General features: G+C 50.3%; 17 protein-coding genes. 9 read left to right on the top strand and 8 right to left on the bottom strand.

The window, feature by feature from the left end:
* The first annotated feature begins 5 nt into the window (after positions 1 to 5).
* On the top strand, positions 6 to 1,079 hold the full coding sequence (locus PS053_RS16320; RefSeq protein WP_159386536.1) for an Ldh family oxidoreductase: 1,074 nt from the start codon (positions 6 to 8) through the stop codon (positions 1,077 to 1,079).
* Here the strand turns inward: PS053_RS16320 and PS053_RS16325 are convergent.
* Together PS053_RS16325 and PS053_RS16330 are read right to left on the bottom strand one after the other, a co-directional pair.
* A complete protein-coding gene (locus tag PS053_RS16325) occupies positions 1,068 to 2,426 on the bottom strand; it encodes a sigma-54-dependent transcriptional regulator (protein ID WP_000428615.1) in 1,359 nt (452 codons plus the stop codon). The genes PS053_RS16320 and PS053_RS16325 overlap by 12 nt on opposite strands.
* Positions 2,416 to 4,239, bottom strand: a complete 1,824-nt coding sequence (locus PS053_RS16330) for an ATP-binding protein (protein WP_059228398.1) — start codon at positions 4,237 to 4,239, stop codon at positions 2,416 to 2,418. Before PS053_RS16330 ends, PS053_RS16325 begins: the two co-directional genes overlap by 11 nt.
* Positions 4,240 to 4,516: 277 nt before the next feature.
* Between PS053_RS16330 and aphA the strand changes: the two genes are divergently transcribed.
* The 3 genes from aphA to PS053_RS16345 all read left to right on the top strand — a co-directional run bounded on the left by aphA (position 4,517) and on the right by PS053_RS16345 (position 6,117).
* A complete protein-coding gene (aphA, locus tag PS053_RS16335; protein WP_001226934.1) occupies positions 4,517 to 5,230 on the top strand; it encodes an acid phosphatase AphA in 714 nt (237 codons plus the stop codon).
* Positions 5,231 to 5,340: 110 nt separating this feature from the next.
* Positions 5,341 to 5,757: a secondary thiamine-phosphate synthase enzyme YjbQ gene (locus PS053_RS16340; RefSeq protein ID WP_141116189.1), complete on the top strand. Its 417-nt coding sequence runs from the start codon at positions 5,341 to 5,343 to the stop codon at positions 5,755 to 5,757.
* A gap of 3 nt (positions 5,758 to 5,760) precedes the next feature.
* The gene (locus tag PS053_RS16345) at positions 5,761 to 6,117 is read left to right on the top strand and encodes an MmcQ/YjbR family DNA-binding protein (RefSeq protein ID WP_000155670.1); all 357 of its coding nucleotides are present in this window, start codon (positions 5,761 to 5,763) and stop codon (positions 6,115 to 6,117) included.
* 379 nt (positions 6,118 to 6,496) lie between these two features.
* Here the strand turns inward: PS053_RS16345 and uvrA are convergent, their stop codons facing one another.
* A complete protein-coding gene (gene uvrA, locus PS053_RS16350; RefSeq protein ID WP_059253973.1) occupies positions 6,497 to 9,319 on the bottom strand; it encodes an excinuclease ABC subunit UvrA in 2,823 nt (940 codons plus the stop codon).
* Between the two features lie 251 nt (positions 9,320 to 9,570).
* On the opposite strand from uvrA, the gene ssb1 reads away from it, so the two are divergent.
* Positions 9,571 to 10,107, top strand: a complete 537-nt coding sequence (gene ssb1, locus PS053_RS16355) for a single-stranded DNA-binding protein SSB1 (protein ID WP_000168310.1) — start codon at positions 9,571 to 9,573, stop codon at positions 10,105 to 10,107.
* Positions 10,108 to 10,555: 448 nt separating this feature from the next.
* On the opposite strand, the gene PS053_RS16360 is transcribed toward ssb1, so the two are convergent.
* A complete protein-coding gene (locus PS053_RS16360) occupies positions 10,556 to 10,837 on the bottom strand; it encodes a YjcB family protein (RefSeq protein ID WP_010338933.1) in 282 nt (93 codons plus the stop codon).
* A 447-nt stretch (positions 10,838 to 11,284) separates the two neighbouring features.
* Between PS053_RS16360 and PS053_RS16365 the strand changes: the two genes are divergently transcribed.
* On the top strand, positions 11,285 to 12,871 hold the full coding sequence (locus PS053_RS16365; RefSeq protein ID WP_000019704.1) for an EAL domain-containing protein: 1,587 nt from the start codon (positions 11,285 to 11,287) through the stop codon (positions 12,869 to 12,871).
* Positions 12,872 to 12,873: 2 nt separating this feature from the next.
* Here the strand turns inward: PS053_RS16365 and soxS are convergent, their stop codons facing one another.
* Positions 12,874 to 13,197 carry a superoxide response transcriptional regulator SoxS gene (gene soxS, locus PS053_RS16370; RefSeq protein ID WP_000019352.1) on the bottom strand — a complete coding sequence of 108 codons (324 nt, stop codon included), beginning with the start codon at positions 13,195 to 13,197 and terminating at the stop codon, positions 12,874 to 12,876.
* 85 nt (positions 13,198 to 13,282) lie between these two features.
* Here soxS and soxR point away from each other — a divergent pair, with 85 nt between their 5' ends.
* From soxR to PS053_RS16385, 3 genes are all read left to right on the top strand, one after another.
* Entirely contained in the window at positions 13,283 to 13,747 is a 465-nt protein-coding gene (soxR, locus tag PS053_RS16375; RefSeq protein WP_000412438.1) for a redox-sensitive transcriptional activator SoxR, read from the top strand.
* Between the two features lie 546 nt (positions 13,748 to 14,293).
* Positions 14,294 to 15,643 carry a guanine/hypoxanthine transporter GhxP gene (gene ghxP / locus PS053_RS16380; protein ID WP_000106870.1) on the top strand — a complete coding sequence of 450 codons (1,350 nt, stop codon included), beginning with the start codon at positions 14,294 to 14,296 and terminating at the stop codon, positions 15,641 to 15,643.
* A gap of 150 nt (positions 15,644 to 15,793) precedes the next feature.
* Positions 15,794 to 17,443: a Na+/H+ antiporter gene (locus PS053_RS16385; protein WP_000402212.1), complete on the top strand. Its 1,650-nt coding sequence runs from the start codon at positions 15,794 to 15,796 to the stop codon at positions 17,441 to 17,443.
* An 82-nt stretch (positions 17,444 to 17,525) separates the two neighbouring features.
* Here PS053_RS16385 and actP read toward each other — a convergent pair whose 3' ends face one another.
* The 3 genes from actP to acs all read right to left on the bottom strand — a co-directional run bounded on the left by actP (position 17,526) and on the right by acs (position 21,644).
* Complete coding sequence (actP, locus tag PS053_RS16390) at positions 17,526 to 19,175, bottom strand: cation/acetate symporter ActP (RefSeq protein ID WP_000832586.1); 1,650 nt, start codon at positions 19,173 to 19,175, stop codon at positions 17,526 to 17,528.
* Complete coding sequence (locus PS053_RS16395) at positions 19,172 to 19,486, bottom strand: DUF485 domain-containing protein (RefSeq protein ID WP_001337746.1); 315 nt, start codon at positions 19,484 to 19,486, stop codon at positions 19,172 to 19,174. Before PS053_RS16395 ends, actP begins: the two co-directional genes overlap by 4 nt.
* A gap of 199 nt (positions 19,487 to 19,685) precedes the next feature.
* Positions 19,686 to 21,644, bottom strand: coding sequence for an acetate--CoA ligase (acs, locus tag PS053_RS16400; protein ID WP_256878767.1), 1,959 nt, complete (start codon positions 21,642 to 21,644; stop codon positions 19,686 to 19,688).
* Between the last annotated feature and the right edge of the window lie 109 nt (positions 21,645 to 21,753).

Genomic DNA, 21,753 nt, shown 5'->3' on the forward strand with positions numbered 1-21,753 from the left:
CAACGATGTCATTACAAATTGCCGTGGAAAAAGTGCGTTGGTTAGCTGCCGGGCTGCTGGAACTGAATGGCTGTGATGCCGATATCGCTCAGGATGTGGCGGAACATATGATTGAAGCGGAACGTTATGGCTTTGCCAGCCACGGCGTCACGCTGCTACCGAAGTATCTGGAAAATATCGCTCGTGGCGATGTAACCGCGAATGCCCGCCCGGAATGCTTAACAAGTGAAGGTAATTTACAGCGTTTTCATGCCCACAATGGCTTTGGTCAACATGCGGGAAAAGTGGCGGTAAATGCTGCCATTGAACAAGCAAAACACCGCGGTTTTTGCCTGTTAACATTGTGCCATGCGCATCATTTAGGGCGTATGGGGCATTACGGGCAAATGGTTGCTGATCAAGGCCTGGCGATGCTGGCCATGAGTAACGTCACGGGGCGTCCGGCACTGGTCGCCCCGTGGGGCGGTGCAGAACCGCGTATGACCACTAACCCTTTCTGTTTTGCCTGGCCGTTCAGTGATGGGCGTCCGCCGATTCTGGTCGATTTTGCCACCAGTAGCATGGCGCTAAATAAAGCACGGGTAATGTCGTCCGCCGGAAAGCAGGCTGCGCCGGGACAATTGATCGATGCACAGGGAAATCCGAGTATCGATCCTGGAGTGCTATTCAGCAATCCGCCAGGTGCGTTATTGCCCTTTGGTGAACATAAAGGATTTGGCCTGGCGCTGATGATTGAGATGATGGCGGGGATCTTATCTGGTGGCGACACGATCGCCGAAGATCACCAGGCGGATGGATCGGCACATAATCATCTTTTTGCTTTGGTGCTCGATCCTGATCAATTTACCGATCTGGCGGGGGAGAAAGGGCAGTTCTTTGCGGATTATCTATTAGCCACGCAGCCTCAGCCGGGCGGTCACCCGGTGATTTACCCCGGGATGCCGGAAGCGGCTAATAGGGAACGCAATGCGACAATGATTACGATCCCGGTGTCATTCTGGTCCTGGGTGGTTGAACATTACGCCCGTAAAGGCATCAATCTGGGCCTGCATACACAAGAATCCGCATTAGCTGGATGATTCCAGACGATAAACCTGCGGCTGAATTTGATGCTTGTTGAGTTTGTCGTATAACGTCTTGCGCGGCAGTTGTAATAGCCGCGCAGTCAAACTGACCTGGCCTTCTGTTTGCCGTAGCATATCTTCGATTAACTTTTTCTCGAATGCGTCAAGGCAGGCGGTAAGGCCGCTTTCTTCTTGCTGTGTCATCGGTACTGGCTGATGCTGAGTCAGTAAACCGAGCACGAAGCGTTCAGCGTTATGTTTGAGTTCACGTACATTTCCAGGCCAGCTTTGTGATTGTAGCCAGGCCAGCAACATAGGAGAAATATCGGGTAGGGGGCGATTGTATTTTTGCGCCGCCTGACTGGCGAACCAGTAAAATAGCTCAGGAATATCTTCTCGCCGCTGGCGAAGAGGGGGAATATTCAGACTGACTACATTCAGACGATAATAGAGATCGAGGCGAAACAGATGTTCTTCACTGCGACGTAGTAAATCTTCTTTAGTGGCGGCGATGACACGACAATTAACGGGAATTAATTGATTGGCGCCTAATCTTTCGATGCTTCTTTCCTGCAGCACACGTAGCAGTTTGACCTGCATACCTGATGGCATCCCCTCTATTTCATCGAGAAATAATGTGCCGCCATTCGCATGTTCTATTTTACCGATACGTTTTTTGACCGCCCCGGTAAATGCCCCCGCTTCATGCCCAAATATTTCACTTTCAAAAAGCGTTTCGGGTAATCCTGCGCAGTTTAAAGCAACAAACTGCCCCTGACGACGAGTGCTCCAGTGATGCAACATTCTGGCGACAACTTCTTTGCCACAGCCTGTTTCACCGTAAATAAGCACATCGGCATCGGTATCTGCAACGTTGAGGATCATCTTTCTCAGTTGCTGTATTTGTGGGCTGCGACCAATCAGTACCGGACCATTTTCCTGTTGCAGATTCACCAGTAACTGTTGATTCTCTAAAATCAGTCGTCGTTTTTCCACTGCTCTGGCAATAATGCTAAGTAATTTATCTGAACTGCTGGGTTTCTCAATAAAATCAAATGCGCCATTGCGCATTGCTTCAACGGCCATTTCTACGTCACCGTGCCCGGTAATTAAAATAACCGGAATTTTGTTATCCATCTCACTGATGTAATTGAGTAGCTCCAGTCCCGATATTCCGGGTAGTCTGACATCAGTTAGTACAATAATATTCTGCAGACTTTGAATCAAAGGGAGACTGTGTTCCGCATCGCAACAGGAAATGACGCGATAACCCGCTAACGTAAGCGTTTGTTCACAGGCAAAACGAACATCGTCGCTGTCTTCAATATAAATAATTGTAATTTCATCAGGCTTATTTTCCATGATCTTCTCTCCATTCTGGCCAGGTTAATGTCATCACCGCGCCGCCTTCAGGATGATTACTGGCGTGGAGAGTACCGTTCGAATTACGGACAATTTCGCTGACGATCGCCAACCCCAGTCCCATTCCTCTGCGTTTAGTGGTAAAAAAAGGTTCAAATATGCGATCGATAACTTGCGGAGCAAACCCGGCGCCACTGTCTTTAATTGTAATAATGACCTTGTTATCGGTCTGGCGGATAGCGATATCCAGCCTTTTATAAGAACACCCTTCCATAGAGTCTAAAGCGTTGCTAATTAAATTACTGAATATCTGCTCAAGGCCGAGTTCATCGCAATTCACAAATAGCGGCATGGAGGCGGCTTTAATTCGTCTCTCAACATTATTTTTCTCCATACTGTGATTTAGCAATGACACGGCGCTATACATCACTTTGATGACATCGGCAGATCCTTTTGGTACACGGTGACGCGAAGCAAATGCTTTAAGTTCAGAGATGAGTTGTGTCATTCGCTCAATCACTGAAATAATGTGCTTCAGATTTTGTTCAACCTGTGGATACATCTCTTTTTTCAGCATAATACGTGCATTATCGGTGAGTGCATGAATAGCCGCTAATGGTTGATTTTGCTCATGAGCAATTTCGGTCGCCATTTGCCCGAGTGCAGCCAGTTTGCTGGATTCTGCCAGTTCACTGCGCGTGATTTGCAACACTTGCTCGGCCTGGCTACGTTCTTTTATCTCCTGCAGTAGTTTTTGATTGATCAATTCCAGCGCTGAGGTGCGTTCTTTTACCTGTTTTTCTAAAGTCTCATTGGCCTGTGTTAATAATTGTTGTGCATGAGAGCGTATTCGCCAGTATTTAATAAATAATAGAAATAGCAAATAGATAATTAATGTGACGACCAGAGAAATAGCCCATGACAAGTATAGATTATCTAAGGGCACCATAATCGTCATTTTCCAGTTAAACTCTGGGATGGCAATTTGCTGTGTATAATATTTAGGGAATAAGCAAAATTGTTCTTTCTTTTCTTTTAAGAAAAGAAAATTGTTTAAAGTGTAACAAGGATAGTAATCGGCAGGCAGCAGGTTATCGAGGCTGTACTGACGTGTAGATTGTAGCTTTTGTTTTGCCTGTATAGGTAACGGTTGCAGGGTACGCATTCGCCAGAGAGATTTTGAGCTTAAAAATATAATCCCGTGTTCATCATTGACGATAATGTTTTCTGGTCCTTCAGACCAGGCCTTTTCAATTTCATTAAGACTTATTTTTACAACCACTACACCAACGACTTTCCCTTTATCTTTAATACTGGTTGAGAGAAAAAATCCCGGTGTATTTGTGGTGCTGCCAATACCGTAAAAACGGCCATTTAAACCAGCCATTGCCTGTTTATAATAAGGACGGTAACTATAGTTTTGCCCTACATAGCTGCCGGGGGCCTGCCAGTTGCTGGAAGCGATAGCCTTTCCTTGCGTATCAAGAATAAATATTGCTGCGGTTTTGAGTTGTGTATTGAAATGCGCAATTCGCTGATTAAGTTCGCTGGACGTCATGTCTGATGGGGCAATAACGGCCTGACGGATGATATGATCTGTTGAGAGCATATAGGGTAAAACATAAAATTGTTCAATGGTGGAATATAATGTGGACTTATACATCTCAAGCCGCATTTTATCGGTAGCGGATAACGTAATAAAACGAAAGTGCAAAAAGATGATTGAAACGGCGAAACTGAACAGTAAAAGAGAAATACTTGTAATATGAAATCGCCATTTGTTCTTAAATATATAAGCACATGGTATTTTCATTCATCATCCATTGAATGTATTTATATTTATCTTCAGTATATTCCCTGAACAAGGCTTGCGAGAACCAAAAGAGTGTCATTGTGTGAATGTGTAAGCAGAATAGCGGCACCGATGTGCGGTTTATCGCACAGGTATTCCAAATGTGATCGTGCTCTTTTTCTGTAACAAAGCCGCAGATAATCCTTCCTTTCCCCTACAACTGGCGTTATGGTCAGATGGTTTTTTCAACAAATCTCACAATAAAACGTTTTAATATACTGACTATTTAGGGAAAAATATGCGCAAGATCACACAGGCATTGAGTGCTGTTTGCTTATTGTTCGCTCTAAACAGTTCCGCTGTTGCTCTGGCCTCTTCACCTTCACCGCTTAATCCTGGCACTAACGTTGCCCAACTTGCTGAACAGGCGCCCATTCATTGGGTTTCAGTCGCACAAATTGAAAATAGTCTCGCAGGACGTCCGCCGATGGCGGTTGGGTTTGATATTGATGACACCGTTCTGTTTTCCAGTCCCGGATTCTGGCGAGGTAAGAAAATCTTCTCGCCGGAAAGTGAGGATTATCTAAAAAACCCCGCATTCTGGGAAAAAATGAACAATGGTTGGGATGAGTTCAGTATTCCAAAAGAGGTCGCACGCCAGTTGATTGATATGCACGTGCGCCGCGGAGACGCTATCTTCTTTGTGACGGGCCGTAGTCCGACGAAAACAGAAACGGTTTCAAAAACGTTAGCCGATGATTTCCATATTCCGGCAACCAGTATGAATCCGGTAATTTTTGCAGGCGATAAGCCGGGACAAAACACAAAAACGCAGTGGTTGCAGGATAAAAATATCCGAATGTTTTATGGTGATTCGGACAACGATATCACCGCAGCGCGTGATGTCGGCATCCGTGGTATCCGTATTTTGCGAGCCTCCAATTCTACCTATAAACCCTTGCCACAAGCGGGCGCTTTCGGTGAAGAGGTGATCGTCAATTCAGAATACTGATAGAGTGAGAAAGTGTTAGTTTCTCTCTGGTGCTGTTTTTTTAATCACACCTTTATCCTTTTACTATCTTGCTGCAAACTGATTAAGAGAGTTTTATCAAGGAGCAGCATATGTGGTATCAAAAGACGCTCACGCTTAGTGCCAAATCTCGTGGATTTCATCTGGTAACGGATGAAATCCTGAATCAACTGGCTGATATGCCGCGTGTTAACGTCGGTTTACTACACCTGTTGTTGCAACATACCTCCGCCTCTCTGACACTCAATGAGAATTGTGACCCCACTGTACGCTATGACATGGAGCGTTTTTTCCTCCGCGCGGTTCCCGATAACGGAAACTATGAGCATGACTATGAAGGGGCAGACGATATGCCTTCTCATATTAAATCCTCAATGCTGGGGGTATCGCTCGTATTGCCAGTACATAAAGGGCGTATTCAGACCGGCACCTGGCAGGGTATCTGGCTGGGGGAACATCGCATCCACGGCGGATCGCGTCGCATCATCGTGACACTACAAGGGGAGTAAAAAATGACCATTTCGGAGTTGCTACAATATTGCATGGCAAAACCAGGCGCAGAACAGAGTGTGCATAGTGACTGGAAAGCAACGCAGATCAAAGTTGAAGATGTCCTTTTTGCAATGGTGAAAGAGGTAGAAGGGCGTCCGGCCGTTTCTCTGAAAACCAGCCCGGCGCTGGCGGAATTATTGCGTCAGCAGCACAGCGATGTGCGTCCCAGTCGCCACCTGAATAAAGCGCACTGGAGCACCGTTTATCTCGACGGCTCGTTGCCTGATTCGCAAATTTATTATCTGGTGGATGCGTCTTATCAGCAGGCAGTGAATTTGCTGCCGGAAGAGAAACGTAAGCTGTTGGTGCAACTCTGAAGATAAAGGCCGCTCAGAAAGCGGCCTGAGAATGATGACAAACGCAAAATTGCCTGATGCGCTACGCTTATCAGGCCTGCATGATCTCTGCAATATATTGAAACTGCATGTTTTTGTAGGCTGGATAAGGCGTTCACGCCGCATCCGGCAAGAACAGAGCGTATTTTGTCAATAATCAGAGGCCGCTCAGAAAGCGGCCTGAGAATGATGACAAACGCAAAATAGCCTGATGCGCTACGCTTATCAGGCCTACGTGATCTCTGCAATATATTGAAACTGCATGTTTTTGTAGGCTGGATAAGGCGTTCACGCCGCATCCGGCAAGAACAAAGCGCACTTTGTCAATAATCTGAGGCCGCTCAGAAAGCGGCCTTAGCGACTACAGCAGCGGCTTGAGGAAGCGCGCTGTATGTGAAGCTTCGCACTCTGCGACAGTTTCTGGCGTGCCGGAGACGAGGATCTCACCGCCGCCGCTACCACCTTCCGGTCCCAGGTCGACAATCCAGTCAGCGGTTTTAATCACGTCGAGGTTGTGCTCAATCACCACAATGGTGTTGCCCTGATCGCGCAGTTTATGCAGTACGTCGAGCAGCTGCTGAATATCGGCAAAGTGCAGGCCGGTGGTTGGCTCGTCGAGAATATACAGCGTCTGCCCGGTGCCGCGTTTTGACAGCTCACGCGCCAGCTTCACACGCTGGGCTTCACCGCCGGAAAGTGTGGTGGCGGACTGACCCAGACGAATGTACGTCAGGCCAACATCTATCAGCGTTTGCAGTTTACGCGCCAGCGCCGGAACGGCATCAAAGAACTCACGCGCCTCTTCGATGGTCATATCCAGCACTTCGTGGATGGTTTTACCTTTGTACTTAATCTCCAGCGTTTCGCGGTTATAGCGTTTACCTTTGCACTGGTCGCACGGTACGTAAATATCCGGCAGGAAGTGCATCTCCACTTTGATAACGCCATCGCCCTGGCAGGCTTCACAGCGTCCACCACGGACGTTAAAGCTGAAACGTCCGGGCGTATAACCGCGCGCACGGGATTCCGGTACGCCAGCGAACAGTTCACGCACGGGCGTAAATACGCCGGTATAGGTCGCCGGGTTAGAACGCGGAGTTCGACCAATCGGGCTTTGGTCGATATCGATCACTTTATCGAAATGCTCCAGCCCCTGAATATCGCGATACGGTGCTGGTTCCGCGATGGTTGCGCCATTCAACTGGCGTTGCGCTATCGGGAATAGCGTATCGTTAATCAGCGTGGATTTACCGGAACCAGAAACCCCGGTGATGCAGGTGAACAGGCCAACCGGCAGCGTTAACGTCACGTCTTTCAGGTTGTTGCCGCGCGCGCCCGTCAGTTTTAGCACTTTTTCTGGATTCGCAGGTACGCGTTTCTTCGGCACTTCAATCTTGCGTTTACCGCTCATGTACTGCCCGGTCAATGACTCCGGCACAGCCATAATCGCTTCCAGCGGACCTTCCGCGACCACTTCACCGCCGTGAACACCCGCGCCCGGGCCGATGTCGATCACATGGTCAGCCGCGCGAATGGCGTCTTCGTCGTGCTCCACTACAATTACGGTATTACCGAGATCGCGCAGGTGGATAAGCGTTCCCAACAGACGTTCGTTATCGCGCTGATGCAAGCCGATGGAGGGTTCATCCAGAACATACATAACGCCAACAAGGCCTGCGCCAATCTGGCTTGCCAGACGGATACGCTGGGCTTCGCCGCCGGAAAGTGTTTCTGCCGAGCGGGAAAGAGTCAGGTAATTCAGCCCGACGTTAACGAGGAATTTCAGGCGATCGCCAATCTCTTTAAGGATTTTTTCCGCAATTTTTGCTCGCTGGCCGGCGAGTTTGAGATTGTTGAAGAACTCCATCGCATGACCGATGCTCATATCGGAGATAGCGGGCAGCGGCGTATTCTCGACATAGACGTGGCGCGCTTCACGACGCAGACGCGTCCCTTCGCAACTGGCGCATGGACGATTGCTGATAAATTTGGCCAACTCTTCGCGTACCGCGCTGGATTCCGTCTCTTTATAACGGCGCTCCATATTGTGCAGCACGCCTTCGAACGGATGACGACGGATAGAGGTATCGCCACGATCGTTCATGTACTTGAATTCGATATTTTCTTTGCCGGAACCGTACAGCACCACTTTTTGCACGTTCGCGCTCAGGCTGCCCCACGGCGCTTCGACGTCGAATTTATAGTGATCTGCCAGTGATTTCAGCATCTGGAAGTAGTAGAAATTACGCCGATCCCAGCCGCGGATCGCGCCGCCTGCCAGCGACAGCTCAGGGTTTTGGATCACACGATCGGGATCGAAATATTGCTGTACGCCAAGACCGTCACAGGTCGGACAGGCGCCCGCCGGGTTGTTAAACGAGAACAGACGCGGTTCCAGTTCGCGCATACTGTAGCCGCAGATCGGGCAGGCGAAATTCGCAGAAAACAGCAGCTCTTCCGCTTTCGGGTCGTCCATATCGGCGACGACCGCCGTGCCGCCGGAAAGCTCCAGCGCAGTTTCAAACGACTCCGCCAGACGCTGGGTAAGATCGTCACGCACTTTGAAGCGATCAACCACGACTTCAATAGTGTGTTTCTTTTGCAGTTCCAGTTTTGGCGGATCGGAAAGATCGCAGACTTCGCCATCAATGCGCGCGCGGATATACCCCTGACTAGCCAGATTCTCCAGCGTTTTGATGTGTTCGCCTTTGCGCTCTTTAATGATTGGCGCAAGCAGCATCAGACGTTTACCTTCCGGCTGCGACAGCACGTTGTCCACCATCTGGCTGACGGTTTGCGCCGCCAGCGGAACATCGTGGTCTGGGCAGCGCGGCTCGCCGACGCGGGCGTACAGCAGTCGCAAATAGTCGTGGATTTCGGTGATTGTCCCCACCGTGGAGCGCGGGTTATGAGACGTCGATTTCTGTTCAATTGAGATGGCGGGTGAAAGCCCCTCAATATGATCGACGTCCGGCTTTTCCATCAGTGACAGAAACTGCCGCGCATAGGCAGAAAGGGATTCAACGTAACGACGCTGCCCTTCGGCATATAAGGTGTCGAAAGCGAGCGAGGATTTGCCAGAACCCGAAAGCCCGGTCACGACAATCAGTTTGTCGCGGGGGATAACGAGGTTGATATTTTTGAGATTATGGGTGCGGGCGCCCCGAACTTCGATCTTATCCATTCACCTTTCCCGGATTAAACACTTTCTTGCCCGGCGGCATGGCGCTACCGGCGGTCACAAACGGTTAATTATGACACAAATTGACCTGAATGAATATACAGTATTGGAATGCAAAACCCACAATACAGTGTAACAATGTCGGGCCATGTTTGTTTACCGGAACCGAGGTCACATCGTGGTAAAAGCGCTATTGGTAATGGTACAATCGCGCGTTTACACTTATTAGAACGTTTTTTTCAGGAGACACGAACATGGCCAGCAGAGGCGTAAACAAGGTTATTCTCGTTGGTAATCTGGGTCAGGACCCGGAAGTACGCTACATGCCAAATGGTGGCGCAGTTGCCAACATTACGCTGGCTACTTCCGAATCCTGGCGTGATAAAGCGACCGGCGAGATGAAAGAGCAGACTGAATGGCACCGTGTTGTGCTGTTTGGCAAACTGGCTGAAGTGGCCAGCGAATATCTGCGTAAAGGTTCCCAGGTTTATATCGAAGGTCAGCTGCGTACCCGCAAATGGACCGATCAGTCCGGCCAGGATCGCTACACGACAGAAGTTGTCGTAAACGTCGGCGGCACTATGCAGATGTTGGGGGGGCGTCAGAGTGGTGGCGCTCCGGCTGGCGGCAATATCGGTGGCGGTCAGCCGCAGGGGGGTTGGGGTCAGCCTCAGCAGCCGCAGGGTGGCAATCAGTTCAGCGGCGGCGCGCAGTCTCGTCCGCAGCAGTCCGCTCCGGCAGCGCCGTCTAACGAACCGCCGATGGACTTTGATGACGATATCCCGTTCTGATTTGCCATTAAGAAAACAGGTTATGTTTTCTTAAGGCGGGAAATTAAAGCTCCGTCAACCATAAAAAGAAGCCTCCTTTGCGGAGGCTTCTCAGATTTGCTGACAAAGTGCGATTTGTTCATGCCGGATGCGGCGTGAACGCCTTATCCGTCCTACAAAAGCATGAAAATTTAATACATTGCAAAGATTGTGTAGGCCTGATAAGCGCAGCGCACCAGGCTATTTTGCGTTTGCTATCATTCTGAGGCCGCTTTCTCCGCGGCCTCAGATTATTGACAAAGTGCGATTTGTTCATGCCGGATGCGGCGTGAACGCCTTATCCGTCCTACAAAAGCATGAAAATTTAATATATTGCAGAGATTGTGTAGGCCTGATAAGCGCAGCGCATCAGGCTATTTTGCGTTTGTTATCAGTCCCAGAAGCTTCTCTTTGCGGAGACTTCTGTTTATCAGGTCAAAATCATCGGCCACTGTGGTGGCGCCTGATTCATTCCTTCCACCATCACGGACTCAATATTGCTCCAGATGGCGGTAATATCCGCCATTGTGATGCCAAGCAATCCCATCGCGAACCAACAGGCGGAAACGACCCCCAGACCACTGCTGATTACTGCAAGCCCGATGTAATCAGAGCGACGAAAACGAATGTTGAGCGTACTGGCCAGAAACATCAGTACGGCGCTAAGAAGTTGCCAGCGGAGAAGAACCACGCCAGTGGTGAGGGTAGCCATCGAAAAATTCCTCTGAAAATAGCCGATGCCCTGGACAGCGCGACGTTGCTCACTGGAGGCGTGGTACACTCTGGCTATCGTGGGGCTTGCAGAACACAAAAATGAAACGCTAAATCTGTTTCATCATTTTTGTGAACTATATCACACTTGATTGTTTGTTAGCCAGATTATGCCATCGCTTTTATTTCTGTACTTATTATGTGGTTTTTCAGCGGCATTGAAGGAACGCCAAATAACAAAACGTTGTAACTTCCTGCCAGTTTTCTCTTTTTCAGGAAAGCTCTTTTGATATCAGCGAGTTATTTTTATTAGAACAACAATCATAAAGGTATCAATTTCAAATCAGGCAAAAGTGCTATTTATACCGTAAGATTTATCTAACGTCGTCGGTAGTCAGGGTTTTCACCTTGCAATGACCAGATATAACCAGGCAGGGAATGAATAGAAATGAGTCATAGCGCACGACACAAATTGCTGGCGTTGCCGGGCATTGTCTTTGTAGTACTTCTTCCCATCATTCTGTCGCTATGGATTGCTTTTCTTTGGGCGAAATCAGAAGTTAATAGTCAGCTTCGTACCTTTGCGCAGTTGGCGCTGGATAAATCCGAGTTGGTTATTCAACAGGCAGATTTGGCGAGCGATGAGGCGGAACGTTATCAGGGACACGTTTGTACTCCCGCCCATCAAAAGCGAATGTTGAATATTATTCGCAATTATCTTTATATCAATGAACTGATATATGCCCATGATAATCATTTTTTATGCTCATCGCTTATGGCCCCTGCTAACGGCTATATGATTGCACCTGCAGATTATAAGCGTGCTCCCAATGTTTCTATTTATTATTACCGTGATACGCTCTTTTTTTCAGGTTATAAAATGACCTATATGCAGCGGGGAAATTATGTGGCAGTTATCAACCCTCTATTCTGGAGCGAGGTGATGTCTGACGATCCAACGCTGCAATGGGGCGTGTATGATACGGTAACGAATGCTTTTTTCTCGTTAAGTAAATTGGCTTCGACAGAAACATTTTCACCTCTGATTCATCAGAATGAGTTAACTCTGGAGCGGAACGGTTACTTATATGCAATAGTCCATTCAACAAAACGTCCGATTGCCGCCATTGTTGCCACCTCAAAACAGCGTCTTCTCTCCCATTTTTATAACCATCTTATCTTTGCTTTACCCGCAGGTATTTTGGGGAGTCTTGTACTGTTATTGCTCTGGTTGCGTATAAGCCAGGAGTACCGCTCTCCCAAACGAAAATTACAGCGCGCACTCGAAAAACGGCAACTCTGTCTTTATTACCAACCCATTATCGACATTAAAACAGAAAAATGTATTGGCGCCGAAGCGTTGTTGCGGTGGCCCGGAAATCAGGGACAGGTGATGAACCCGGCAGAGTTTATTCCTCTGGCGGAAAAAGAAGGAATGATTGAACAGGTGACTGATTATGTCATTGATAACGTATTCAGTGAGCTGGGCGCGTATCTGGCAACCCATGCCGATCGCTATATTTCCATTAACTTGTCGGCTTCCGATTTTCATACTTCACGTGTGATTGCGCGAACCAATCAAAAAACAGAGCAATACGCGGTGCGCCCACAGCAAATTAAATTTGAAGTGACGGAACATGCGTTTCTTGATGTCACCAAAATGACGCCGATTATTCAGGCCTTCCGCCAGGCGGGTTATGAAGTGGCAATTGATGACTTTGGCATTGGTTACTCCAACCTGCATAACCTTAAATCATTGAATATCGATATTTTAAAAATCGATAAATCGTTTGTTGAGACGCTGACTACCCACAAAACCAGCCATTTAATTGCGGAACATATTATTGAACTGGCACATAGTCTGGGACTAAAAACGATCGCAGAAGGGGTAGAAACTGAGGAGCAGGTTAACTGGTTGCGTAAACGTGGCGTGCGCTATTGCCAGGGCTGGTTCTTTGCAAAAGCGATGCCGCCGCAGGTATTTATGGCATGGGCGGAGCAAGTACCCGCGCGCGAGTTAACGCGCGGGCAGTGAAACTACAGGCGATGGCGATAATCGCTGGGGGTGCGATCAAACTGCCGACGGAAAACGCGAGAAAAGGTCTGCTGCGAGACATAACCCAGATCCATCGCGATATCAAAAATAGGGCGCTCGGTGGTGCGCAACTCGACGGCGGCCAGCAACAGGCGGCGTTGACGAATGTAATCGCCAAGCGTTTGATGCGTCACCGCGCGGAACATCCGCTGCAAGTACCACTTTGAATAGCCTGATTTTTTCGCGACGATGTCAATGTTCAGCGGCTGGTCGATATGTTCGTCAATCCATGCAATAAGATCCTGAATAATTTTCTGATGGGACATAAATCTGCCTCTTTTCAGTGTTCAGTTCGTTAATTCATCTGTCGGGGAGTATAATTCCTCAAGTTAACTTGAGGTAAAGCGATTTATGGAAAAGAAATTACCCCGCATTAAAGCCTTGCTCACCCCAGGCGAAGTTGCGAAACGCAGTGGTGTGGCGGTATCGACGCTGCATTTTTATGAGAGCAAAGGTCTGATTAGCAGTATCCGTAACAGCGGCAATCAGCGGCGATATAAGCGTGATGTGCTGCGATATGTTGCAATCATCAAGATAGCTCAACGCATTGGCATTCCACTGGCGACTATTGGCGAGGCGTTCGGCGTATTACCTGAAGGGCATTCCTTGAGCGCAAAAGAGTGGAAACAACTTTCGTCGCAATGGCGAGAAGAGCTGGATCGCCGCATACACACTCTGGTGGCGCTGCGTGATGAGCTGGATGGTTGTATTGGTTGCGGCTGCCTTTCACGCAGTGACTGCCCGTTGCGTAACCCTGGCGACCGTTTAGGAGAGGAAGGAACAGGCGCGCGTTTGTTGGAAGACGAGCAAAACTAAAGCGCCGCAAGGGCGCTTTAGTTTGTTTCCGGTCTTTGTCTTTCTCTCTATCCCGCTGGTACACGGGAGGGTTTCCCCCGACGTCAACACACCTCATTCGAGCACGTGGTGGAGGTTCCGGTTTGTGTCGATATACTAATTGTATGTCACCCTTGTTTCTTCGCCAGTGCAAAGCGGTGCTTTTTAGCCGCAATGTTTTTGCCCTCTTGCGCGATTTTTTGCTGCAACTCTTCGCCACAAAACGTCTGTAAATGCCGTCATTTTGCGCACTGACGATAACGTTTGCGCATCAATTGCCTGGTTTTTCATCGTTAATACAAGAAAAGGGAAAAAAGCAACAAACTTTGGTTGAAAAAGCCGCTATGATCGCCGGATAATCGTTTGCTTTTTTTTACCACCCGTTTTGTATGCGCGGAGCTAAACGTTTGCTTTTTTTGCGACGCCCCAGATTGTCGCAAACCTGAAGCAGGAAGATAACGTTTTGCTGGCAGGGGATTGTCCGCCACGCATCTTGACGAAAAATAAACTCTCAGGGGATGTTTTCTTATGTCTACGCCATCAGCGCGTACCGGCGGTTCTCTCGACGCCTGGTTTAAAATTTCACAACGTGGAAGCACTGTCCGTCAGGAAGTGGTTGCCGGGTTAACAACATTTCTGGCGATGGTCTACTCGGTTATCGTTGTTCCGGGCATGTTGGGTAAGGCGGGTTTCCCGCCAGCAGCGGTTTTCGTAGCGACCTGTCTGGTCGCCGGACTGGGTTCTATCGCAATGGGGCTGTGGGCCAATCTGCCGTTGGCAATCGGCTGCGCCATCTCCCTGACCGCATTTACGGCATTCAGCCTGGTATTGGGACAACATATTAGCGTTCCAGTTGCGCTGGGCGCCGTATTTTTGATGGGCGTGCTGTTTACGGTCATCTCAGCAACGGGCATCCGTAGCTGGATCTTACGCAACCTGCCACATGGCGTGGCGCACGGTACAGGGATTGGTATCGGCCTGTTCCTGCTGCTGATTGCCGCCAATGGCGTTGGCCTGGTGATTAAAAACCCGCTTGATGGTCTGCCCGTCGCGCTGGGTGATTTCACGACCTTTCCGGTGATGATGTCGCTGGTCGGCCTGGCGGTGATCATCGGCCTGGAAAAACTGAAAGTGCCTGGTGGTATTCTGTTGACCATTATCGGTATCTCGATTGTCGGTCTGATCTTCGATCCTAATGTCCACTTCTCCGGCATTTTCGCCATGCCTTCATTGAGCGACGAAAACGGCAATTCGCTGATTGGTAGCCTGGATATTATGGGCGCGCTGAATCCGGTAGTCCTGCCAAGCGTGCTGGCGCTGGTGATGACGGCGGTTTTTGATGCTACCGGGACTATCCGTGCGGTAGCCGGGCAGGCTAACTTGCTGGATAAAGACGGGCAAATCATCGACGGCGGGAAAGCACTGACCACTGACTCTATGAGCAGCATCTTCTCTGGTCTGGTGGGGGCAGCTCCGGCAGCGGTATACATCGAGTCTGCGGCGGGTACGGCGGCGGGCGGTAAAACCGGTTTGACGGCTATCACCGTTGGCGTGCTGTTCCTGCTGATTCTGTTCCTCTCTCCGCTCTCTTACCTCGTTCCGGGGTACGCAACGGCTCCGGCGCTGATGTACGTTGGCCTGCTGATGCTGAGCAACGTGGCGAAAATCGACTTTGCTGATTTTGTCGATGCGATGGCTGGACTGGTCACGGCGGTGTTCATTGTCCTGACCTGTAACATCGTGACTGGCATCATGATTGGTTTCGCAACTCTGGTGATTGGTCGTCTGGTTTCCGGCGAATGGCGTAAGTTGAACATCGGTACGGTCGTCATCGCCGTGGCACTGGTGGCCTTCTACGCAGGGGGTTGGGCTATCTGATTTTTAATATGATTCTGAAAACGGGCGACAAGTGTTGCCCGTTTTTATTTTCCCCGCACATTGTGTGAGCTTTTGCGATATTCTGAAAAACTGAGAATCCGGGTATAACGCCTTTCTCAGATCATAAAAAACATCGCAAACAGGGAACACATGGAAATCTTCTTCACCATACTGATAATGACCCTCGTGGTCTCGCTGTCCGGGGTAGTCACTCGTGTCATGCCCTTTCAGATCCCGCTTCCGCTTATGCAAATCGCCATTGGTGCGCTACTGGCGTGGCCGACATTTGGTTTGCATGTGGAGTTTGACCCAGAACTCTTTTTAGTCTTATTTATCCCGCCGCTGCTGTTTGCGGATGGCTGGAAAACGCCGACCCGCGAATTTCTCGAACATGGTCGGGAGATTTTCGGCCTTGCGCTGGCATTGGTGGTGGTTACCGTCGTCGGCATTGGCTTTCTTATTTACTGGGTTGTGCCGGGTATCCCGCTGGTTCCTGCCTTTGCGCTGGCGGCCGTTCTCTCTCCAACCGATGCCGTAGCGCTCTCCGGGATTGTTGGTGAAGGGCGCATTCCGAAAAAAATCATGGGCATTTTGCAGGGCGAAGCGTTGATGAATGACGCCTCCGGTCTGGTGTCGCTGAAATTTGCTGTGGCAGTCGCGATGGGAACCATGATCTTTACCGTCGGCGGTGCGACGGTTGAATTTATGAAAGTGGCGATTGGCGGTATTCTCGCGGGCTTTGTGGTGAGTTGGTTGTATGGTCGCTCGTTGCGTTTCCTGAGCCGCTGGGGCGGCGATGAGCCTGCAACGCAAATCGTACTGCTGTTCCTGCTGCCGTTCGCTTCTTATCTGATTGCTGAACATATTGGCGTTTCCGGCATTCTCGCGGCGGTTGCCGCCGGGATGACCATCACTCGTTCCGGCGTAATGCGCCGTGCGCCGCTGGCGATGCGTCTGCGTGCTAACAGCACCTGGTCGATGCTGGAGTTTGTCTTTAACGGCATGGTGTTCTTGCTGTTGGGGCTGCAATTGCCTGGCATTCTGGAGACATCGCTGATGGCGGCTGAAATCGACCCCAACGTCGAAATCTGGATGCTGTTTACCGACATTATCCTGATTTATGCGGCGTTAATGCTGGTTCGTTTTGGCTGGCTGTGGACGATGAAAAAGTTCAGCAACCGTTTCCTGAAGAGGAAGCCGATGGAGTTTGGTTCGTGGACCACACGAGAAATCCTGATCGCTTCTTTCGCTGGGGTGCGCGGGGCGATCACTCTGGCCGGTGTGCTCTCTATTCCGCTGCTGTTGCCGGATGGCAACGTCTTCCCGGCGCGTTATGAGTTGGTCTTCCTGGCGGCTGGCGTCATTCTCTTCTCGCTGTTTGTCGGCGTGGTGATGTTGCCTGTTCTGCTGCAACACATTGAAGTCGCGGATCATTCGCAGCAGTTGAAAGAGGAGCGCATTGCGCGTGCTGCAACCGCAGAAGTGGCAATTGTGGCGATCCAGAAAATGGAAGAACGACTGGCGGCAGACACCGAAGAGAATATCGACAACCAGTTGCTCACTGAAGTTAGCTCTCGTGTCATTGGTAACTTGCGTCGTCGCGCCGATGGGCGGAACGATGTCGAAAGTTCAATTCTGGAAGAAAACCTGGAGCGGCGTTTCCGTCTGGCGGCGTTGCGTTCCGAACGCGCAGAACTGTACCACTTGCGCGCCACACGGGAGATCAGCAATGAAACACTGCAAAAATTGCTGCACGATCTCGATTTACTGGAAGCGTTGCTGATTGAGGAAAATCAGTAGGCCGAAAGCGACGTGACTTTGCCCGACTTAATCTGAAAAAGGTGCGATAAATCGCACCTTTTATCGGTTGGACGATGGGAAATTAATGTGCGCGGCCTTGCTCTACGCCAAAACCCGTCTGGGAGCGGATAAATTGCGCGCGGAATAGTTCACGCTCGCGCGCGCCTTCCTCTGAATTATCGGTTGCCGAGAAGAACCAGATGCCGAGGAATGCCACGCTGATTGAGAACAGCGCGGGGTATTCATACGGGAAGATGGCTTTTTCGTGGCCGAGAATTTGTACCCAAATCGTTGGCCCGAGGATCATCAACACCACTGCTGTAATCAGACCTAACCAGCCGCCCATCATCGCGCCACGTGTCGTCAGCTTCGACCAGTACATGGAAAGCAGAATAATTGGGAAGTTACAGCTCGCCGCGATGGCAAATGCCAGACCCACCATGAAGGCGATATTCTGATTCTCAAACAGCACGCCGAGGATAATGGCAATTACGCCGAGGATCAGCACGGTGATTTTTGATACCCGCAGTTCTTCACGTTCAGTTGCGCCTTTTTTGAAGACGTTGGCATACAGGTCATGAGAAACCGCCGACGCGCCTGCCAGCGTCAGACCCGCAACTACCGCGAGGATAGTGGCAAAAGCAACGGCTGAAATAAAGCCGAGGAACAGGTTACCGCCCACCGCATTCGCCAGATGAACCGCCGCCATGTTATTGCCGCCAATCAACTTACCCGCAGCATCTTTATATTCCGGGTTTGCACCAACCAGCATGATCGCGCCAAAACCGATAATAAAGGTCAGGATATAGAAGTAGCCCATAAATCCGGTGGCGTAGAACACGCTCTTACGCGCTTCGCGGGCATCGCTGACCGTAAAGAAGCGCATCAGAATATGCGGTAAACCTGCTGTACCAAACATCAAACCGAGACCCAGCGACAGAGCAGAGATAGGATCTTTTACCAGACCGCCTGGTTTCATGATGTCTGTACCTTTTGGGTGTACCGCCATCGCTTCGCTGAACAGATTGTTGAAACTAAAGCCGACGTGTTTCATCACCATAAAGGCCATAAAACTGGCACCGAACAGCAACAGAACGGCTTTGATAATCTGTACCCAGGTGGTTGCTAACATGCCGCCAAACAGAACGTACATCATCATCAGTACGCCGACCAACACGACTGCGATGTGATAGTTAAGACCGAACAGTAGCTCGATCAATTTACCCGCGCCGACCATCTGGGCGATAAGATAAAGCGCCACGACTACCAGAGAACCGCAAGCCGAAAGAATTCGGATCGGCCCTTGTTTCAGGCGATAAGAGGCTACGTCCGCAAAGGTATAGCGACCCAGATTACGTAGACGTTCGGCAATCAGGAACAGAATGATGGGCCAACCGACCAGGAAGCCCAGTGAGTAGATCAGACCGTCATAGCCGGAAGTAAATACCAGCGCGGAGATCCCCAAAAATGAGGCGGCGGACATATAGTCACCGGCAATCGCCAGCCCGTTCTGGAAGCCGGTGATATTGCCGCCTGCGGTGTAGTAGTCGCTACGGGAACGTACGCGTTTTGACGCCCAGTAAGTAATACCGAGCGTAAACACGACGAAAATCAGGAACATAATAATCGCCTGCCAGTTCGTTGGCTGGCGCTCAACGGCCCCGCTAAGAGCATCCGCAGCGTTAGCTGCGAAAGGGAGTGTGGCGGCAAGCGCCGTCAGGACTCTTTTCATGACGCTTGTACCTCATGCAGGACTTCGTTGTTAAGACGGTCGAATTCGCCATTTGCCCGCCAGATGTAGATACCAGTGAGTACAAAGGAGATAACAATCACTCCAACACCGACGGGAATACCGCGTGTGACGCTGGTGTTCGGATTCAGCGGAGTGCCGAGCCAGCCGGGCGCAAAGGCGATCAGTAAAATAAAGCTGATATAAACTGCCAGCATAATAATCGACAGGATGGTGGCAAACCGTTGCCGTTTTTCGACTAACTCCCTGAAATGCGCATTGTCTTCTATCCGCTGATAAATCGTACCATTCATCACAGATTCTCCAGAGGTAATGTAGGGATTGTTTTAGTTCCTGCTCCCTTATGGGAGAAGGTTAACGCTTGGGTAACCCTTGCCGAATGTAGGCCGGATAAGGCGTTTACGCCGCATCCGGCAATCAATGCCTGATGCGATGCTGTCGCGTCTTATCAGGCCTACAAACCGTTACCGACTCGCATCGGGCAATTGCGGGTTATGAGGGCATTGCGATAGCCTGCTTTTCTTCAAGCAGCTTCTCGACTACGCCAGGATCGGCAAGCGTCGAGGTATCGCCCAGGTTGCTGGTATCGCCCGCCGCAATTTTGCGCAGAATACGGCGCATAATTTTGCCGGAGCGGGTTTTTGGCAGGGAGTCGGTCCAGTGCAGCACGTCTGGCGTCGCCAGCGGGCCAATCTCTTTACGCACCCAGTTGCGGACTTCTGCGTACAGTTCTGGTGACGGCTCCTCCCCGTGATTAAGCGTGACGTAGGCGTAAATCGCCTGACCTTTAATATTGTGCGGAATACCTACTACGGCGGCTTCGGCAATTTTCGGATGCGCTACCAGTGCCGACTCAATCTCCGCTGTCCCCAGACGATGACCGGAGACGTTCAGCACATCGTCCACACGTCCGGTGATCCAGTAATAACCATCTTCATCACGACGTGCGCCGTCGCCGCTGAAGTACATATTTTTGAAGGTGGAGAAATAGGTCTGTTCAAAGCGTTCATGATCGCCAAACAGCGTACGTGCCTGACCCGGCCAGGAATCGGTGATCACCAGACTGCCTTCGGCAGCGCCTTCCAGCGGGTTACCTTCGTTATCAACCAGCGCAGGTTGTACGCCGAAGAACGGACGCGTCGCTGAACCGGCTTTCAGTTCGGTAGCGCCAGGCAGCGGTGTGATCATGAAACCGCCAGTTTCGGTCTGCCACCAGGTATCGACTACCGGGCACTTCTCATTGCCGATCTTTTTCCAGTACCACTCCCACGCTTCCGGGTTAATGGGCTCGCCCACGGAACCGAGAATACGCAGCGACGAGCGATCGGTGCCTTCAATTGCTTTATCGCCTTCTGCCATCAGCGCGCGAATTGCTGTAGGCGCGGTATAGAGAATATTGACCTGATGCTTGTCCACCACCTGCGCCATACGGGCAGGCGTCGGCCAGTTGGGCACGCCTTCAAACATTAACGTGGTTGCGCCGCAGGCCAGCGGACCGTAAAGCAAATAACTGTGCCCGGTAACCCAGCCCACATCGGCGGTGCACCAGTAGATATCGCCAGGATGATAATCAAAGACATATTTAAAGGTGGTCGCCGCGTACACCAGATAACCGCCGGTGGTGTGCAGCACGCCTTTCGGCTTACCGGTAGAACCGGAGGTATAGAGAATAAACAGCGGATCTTCGGCGTTCATCTCTTCCGCCTGGTGCTGATCGCTCGCTTGCGCAATCAGGTCATGCCACCACAGATCGCGCCCTTCCTGCCAGTCGATTTTTCCGCCAGTGCGCTTCAGTACCACCACATGTTCTACGCTGGTGACGTTCGGATTTTTCAGCGCATCATCGACGTTCTTCTTCAGTGGAATGCTACGCCCGGCGCGCACGCCTTCATCGGATGTGATAACCAATCGTGAGCTGGAATCGATAATGCGCCCGGCAACCGCTTCCGGCGAGAAGCCGCCGAAAATCACCGAATGCACCGCACCAATACGCGCGCAGGCCAGCATCGCAACTGCGGCTTCCGGTACCATCGGCATGTAAATTGCCACCACATCGCCTTTTTTAATGCCGAGATCGAGTAGGGTATTGGCGAAGCGACATACATCGCGGTGCAGTGTTTTATAGCTGATATGTTTGCTCTGGCTGGCGTCGTCGCCTTCCCAGATGATGGCGGTACGATCGCCGTTTTCTTGCAGGTGGCGGTCAAGGCAGTTGGCCGCCAGATTCAACGAGCCGTCTTCGTACCATTTAATTGAGACATTGCCAGGGGCAAAAGAGGTGTTCTTCACCTTCTGATACGGCTTGATCCAGTCGAGAATTTTTCCCTGTTCGCCCCAAAAAGTATCTGGTGCGTTAATAGATTGTTGATACATCGCCTCGTACTGCTGAGGGTTTATCAGGCAATGGTCTGCGATGTTGGCAGGAATAGGGTGTTTATGAATTTGACTCATGCTTTTGTTCTCCTTGTTGGATGTTAATAATATGTGGCATAAGAGTTAAATGTAGGAGTATTGGTAGTTTTGTTTAGTATTTGGGCGGCAGATCACGCAAAAGCAGAAT

This window comes from Escherichia albertii (assembly GCF_028622335.1).
GTDB lineage: Bacteria > Pseudomonadota > Gammaproteobacteria > Enterobacterales > Enterobacteriaceae > Escherichia > Escherichia albertii.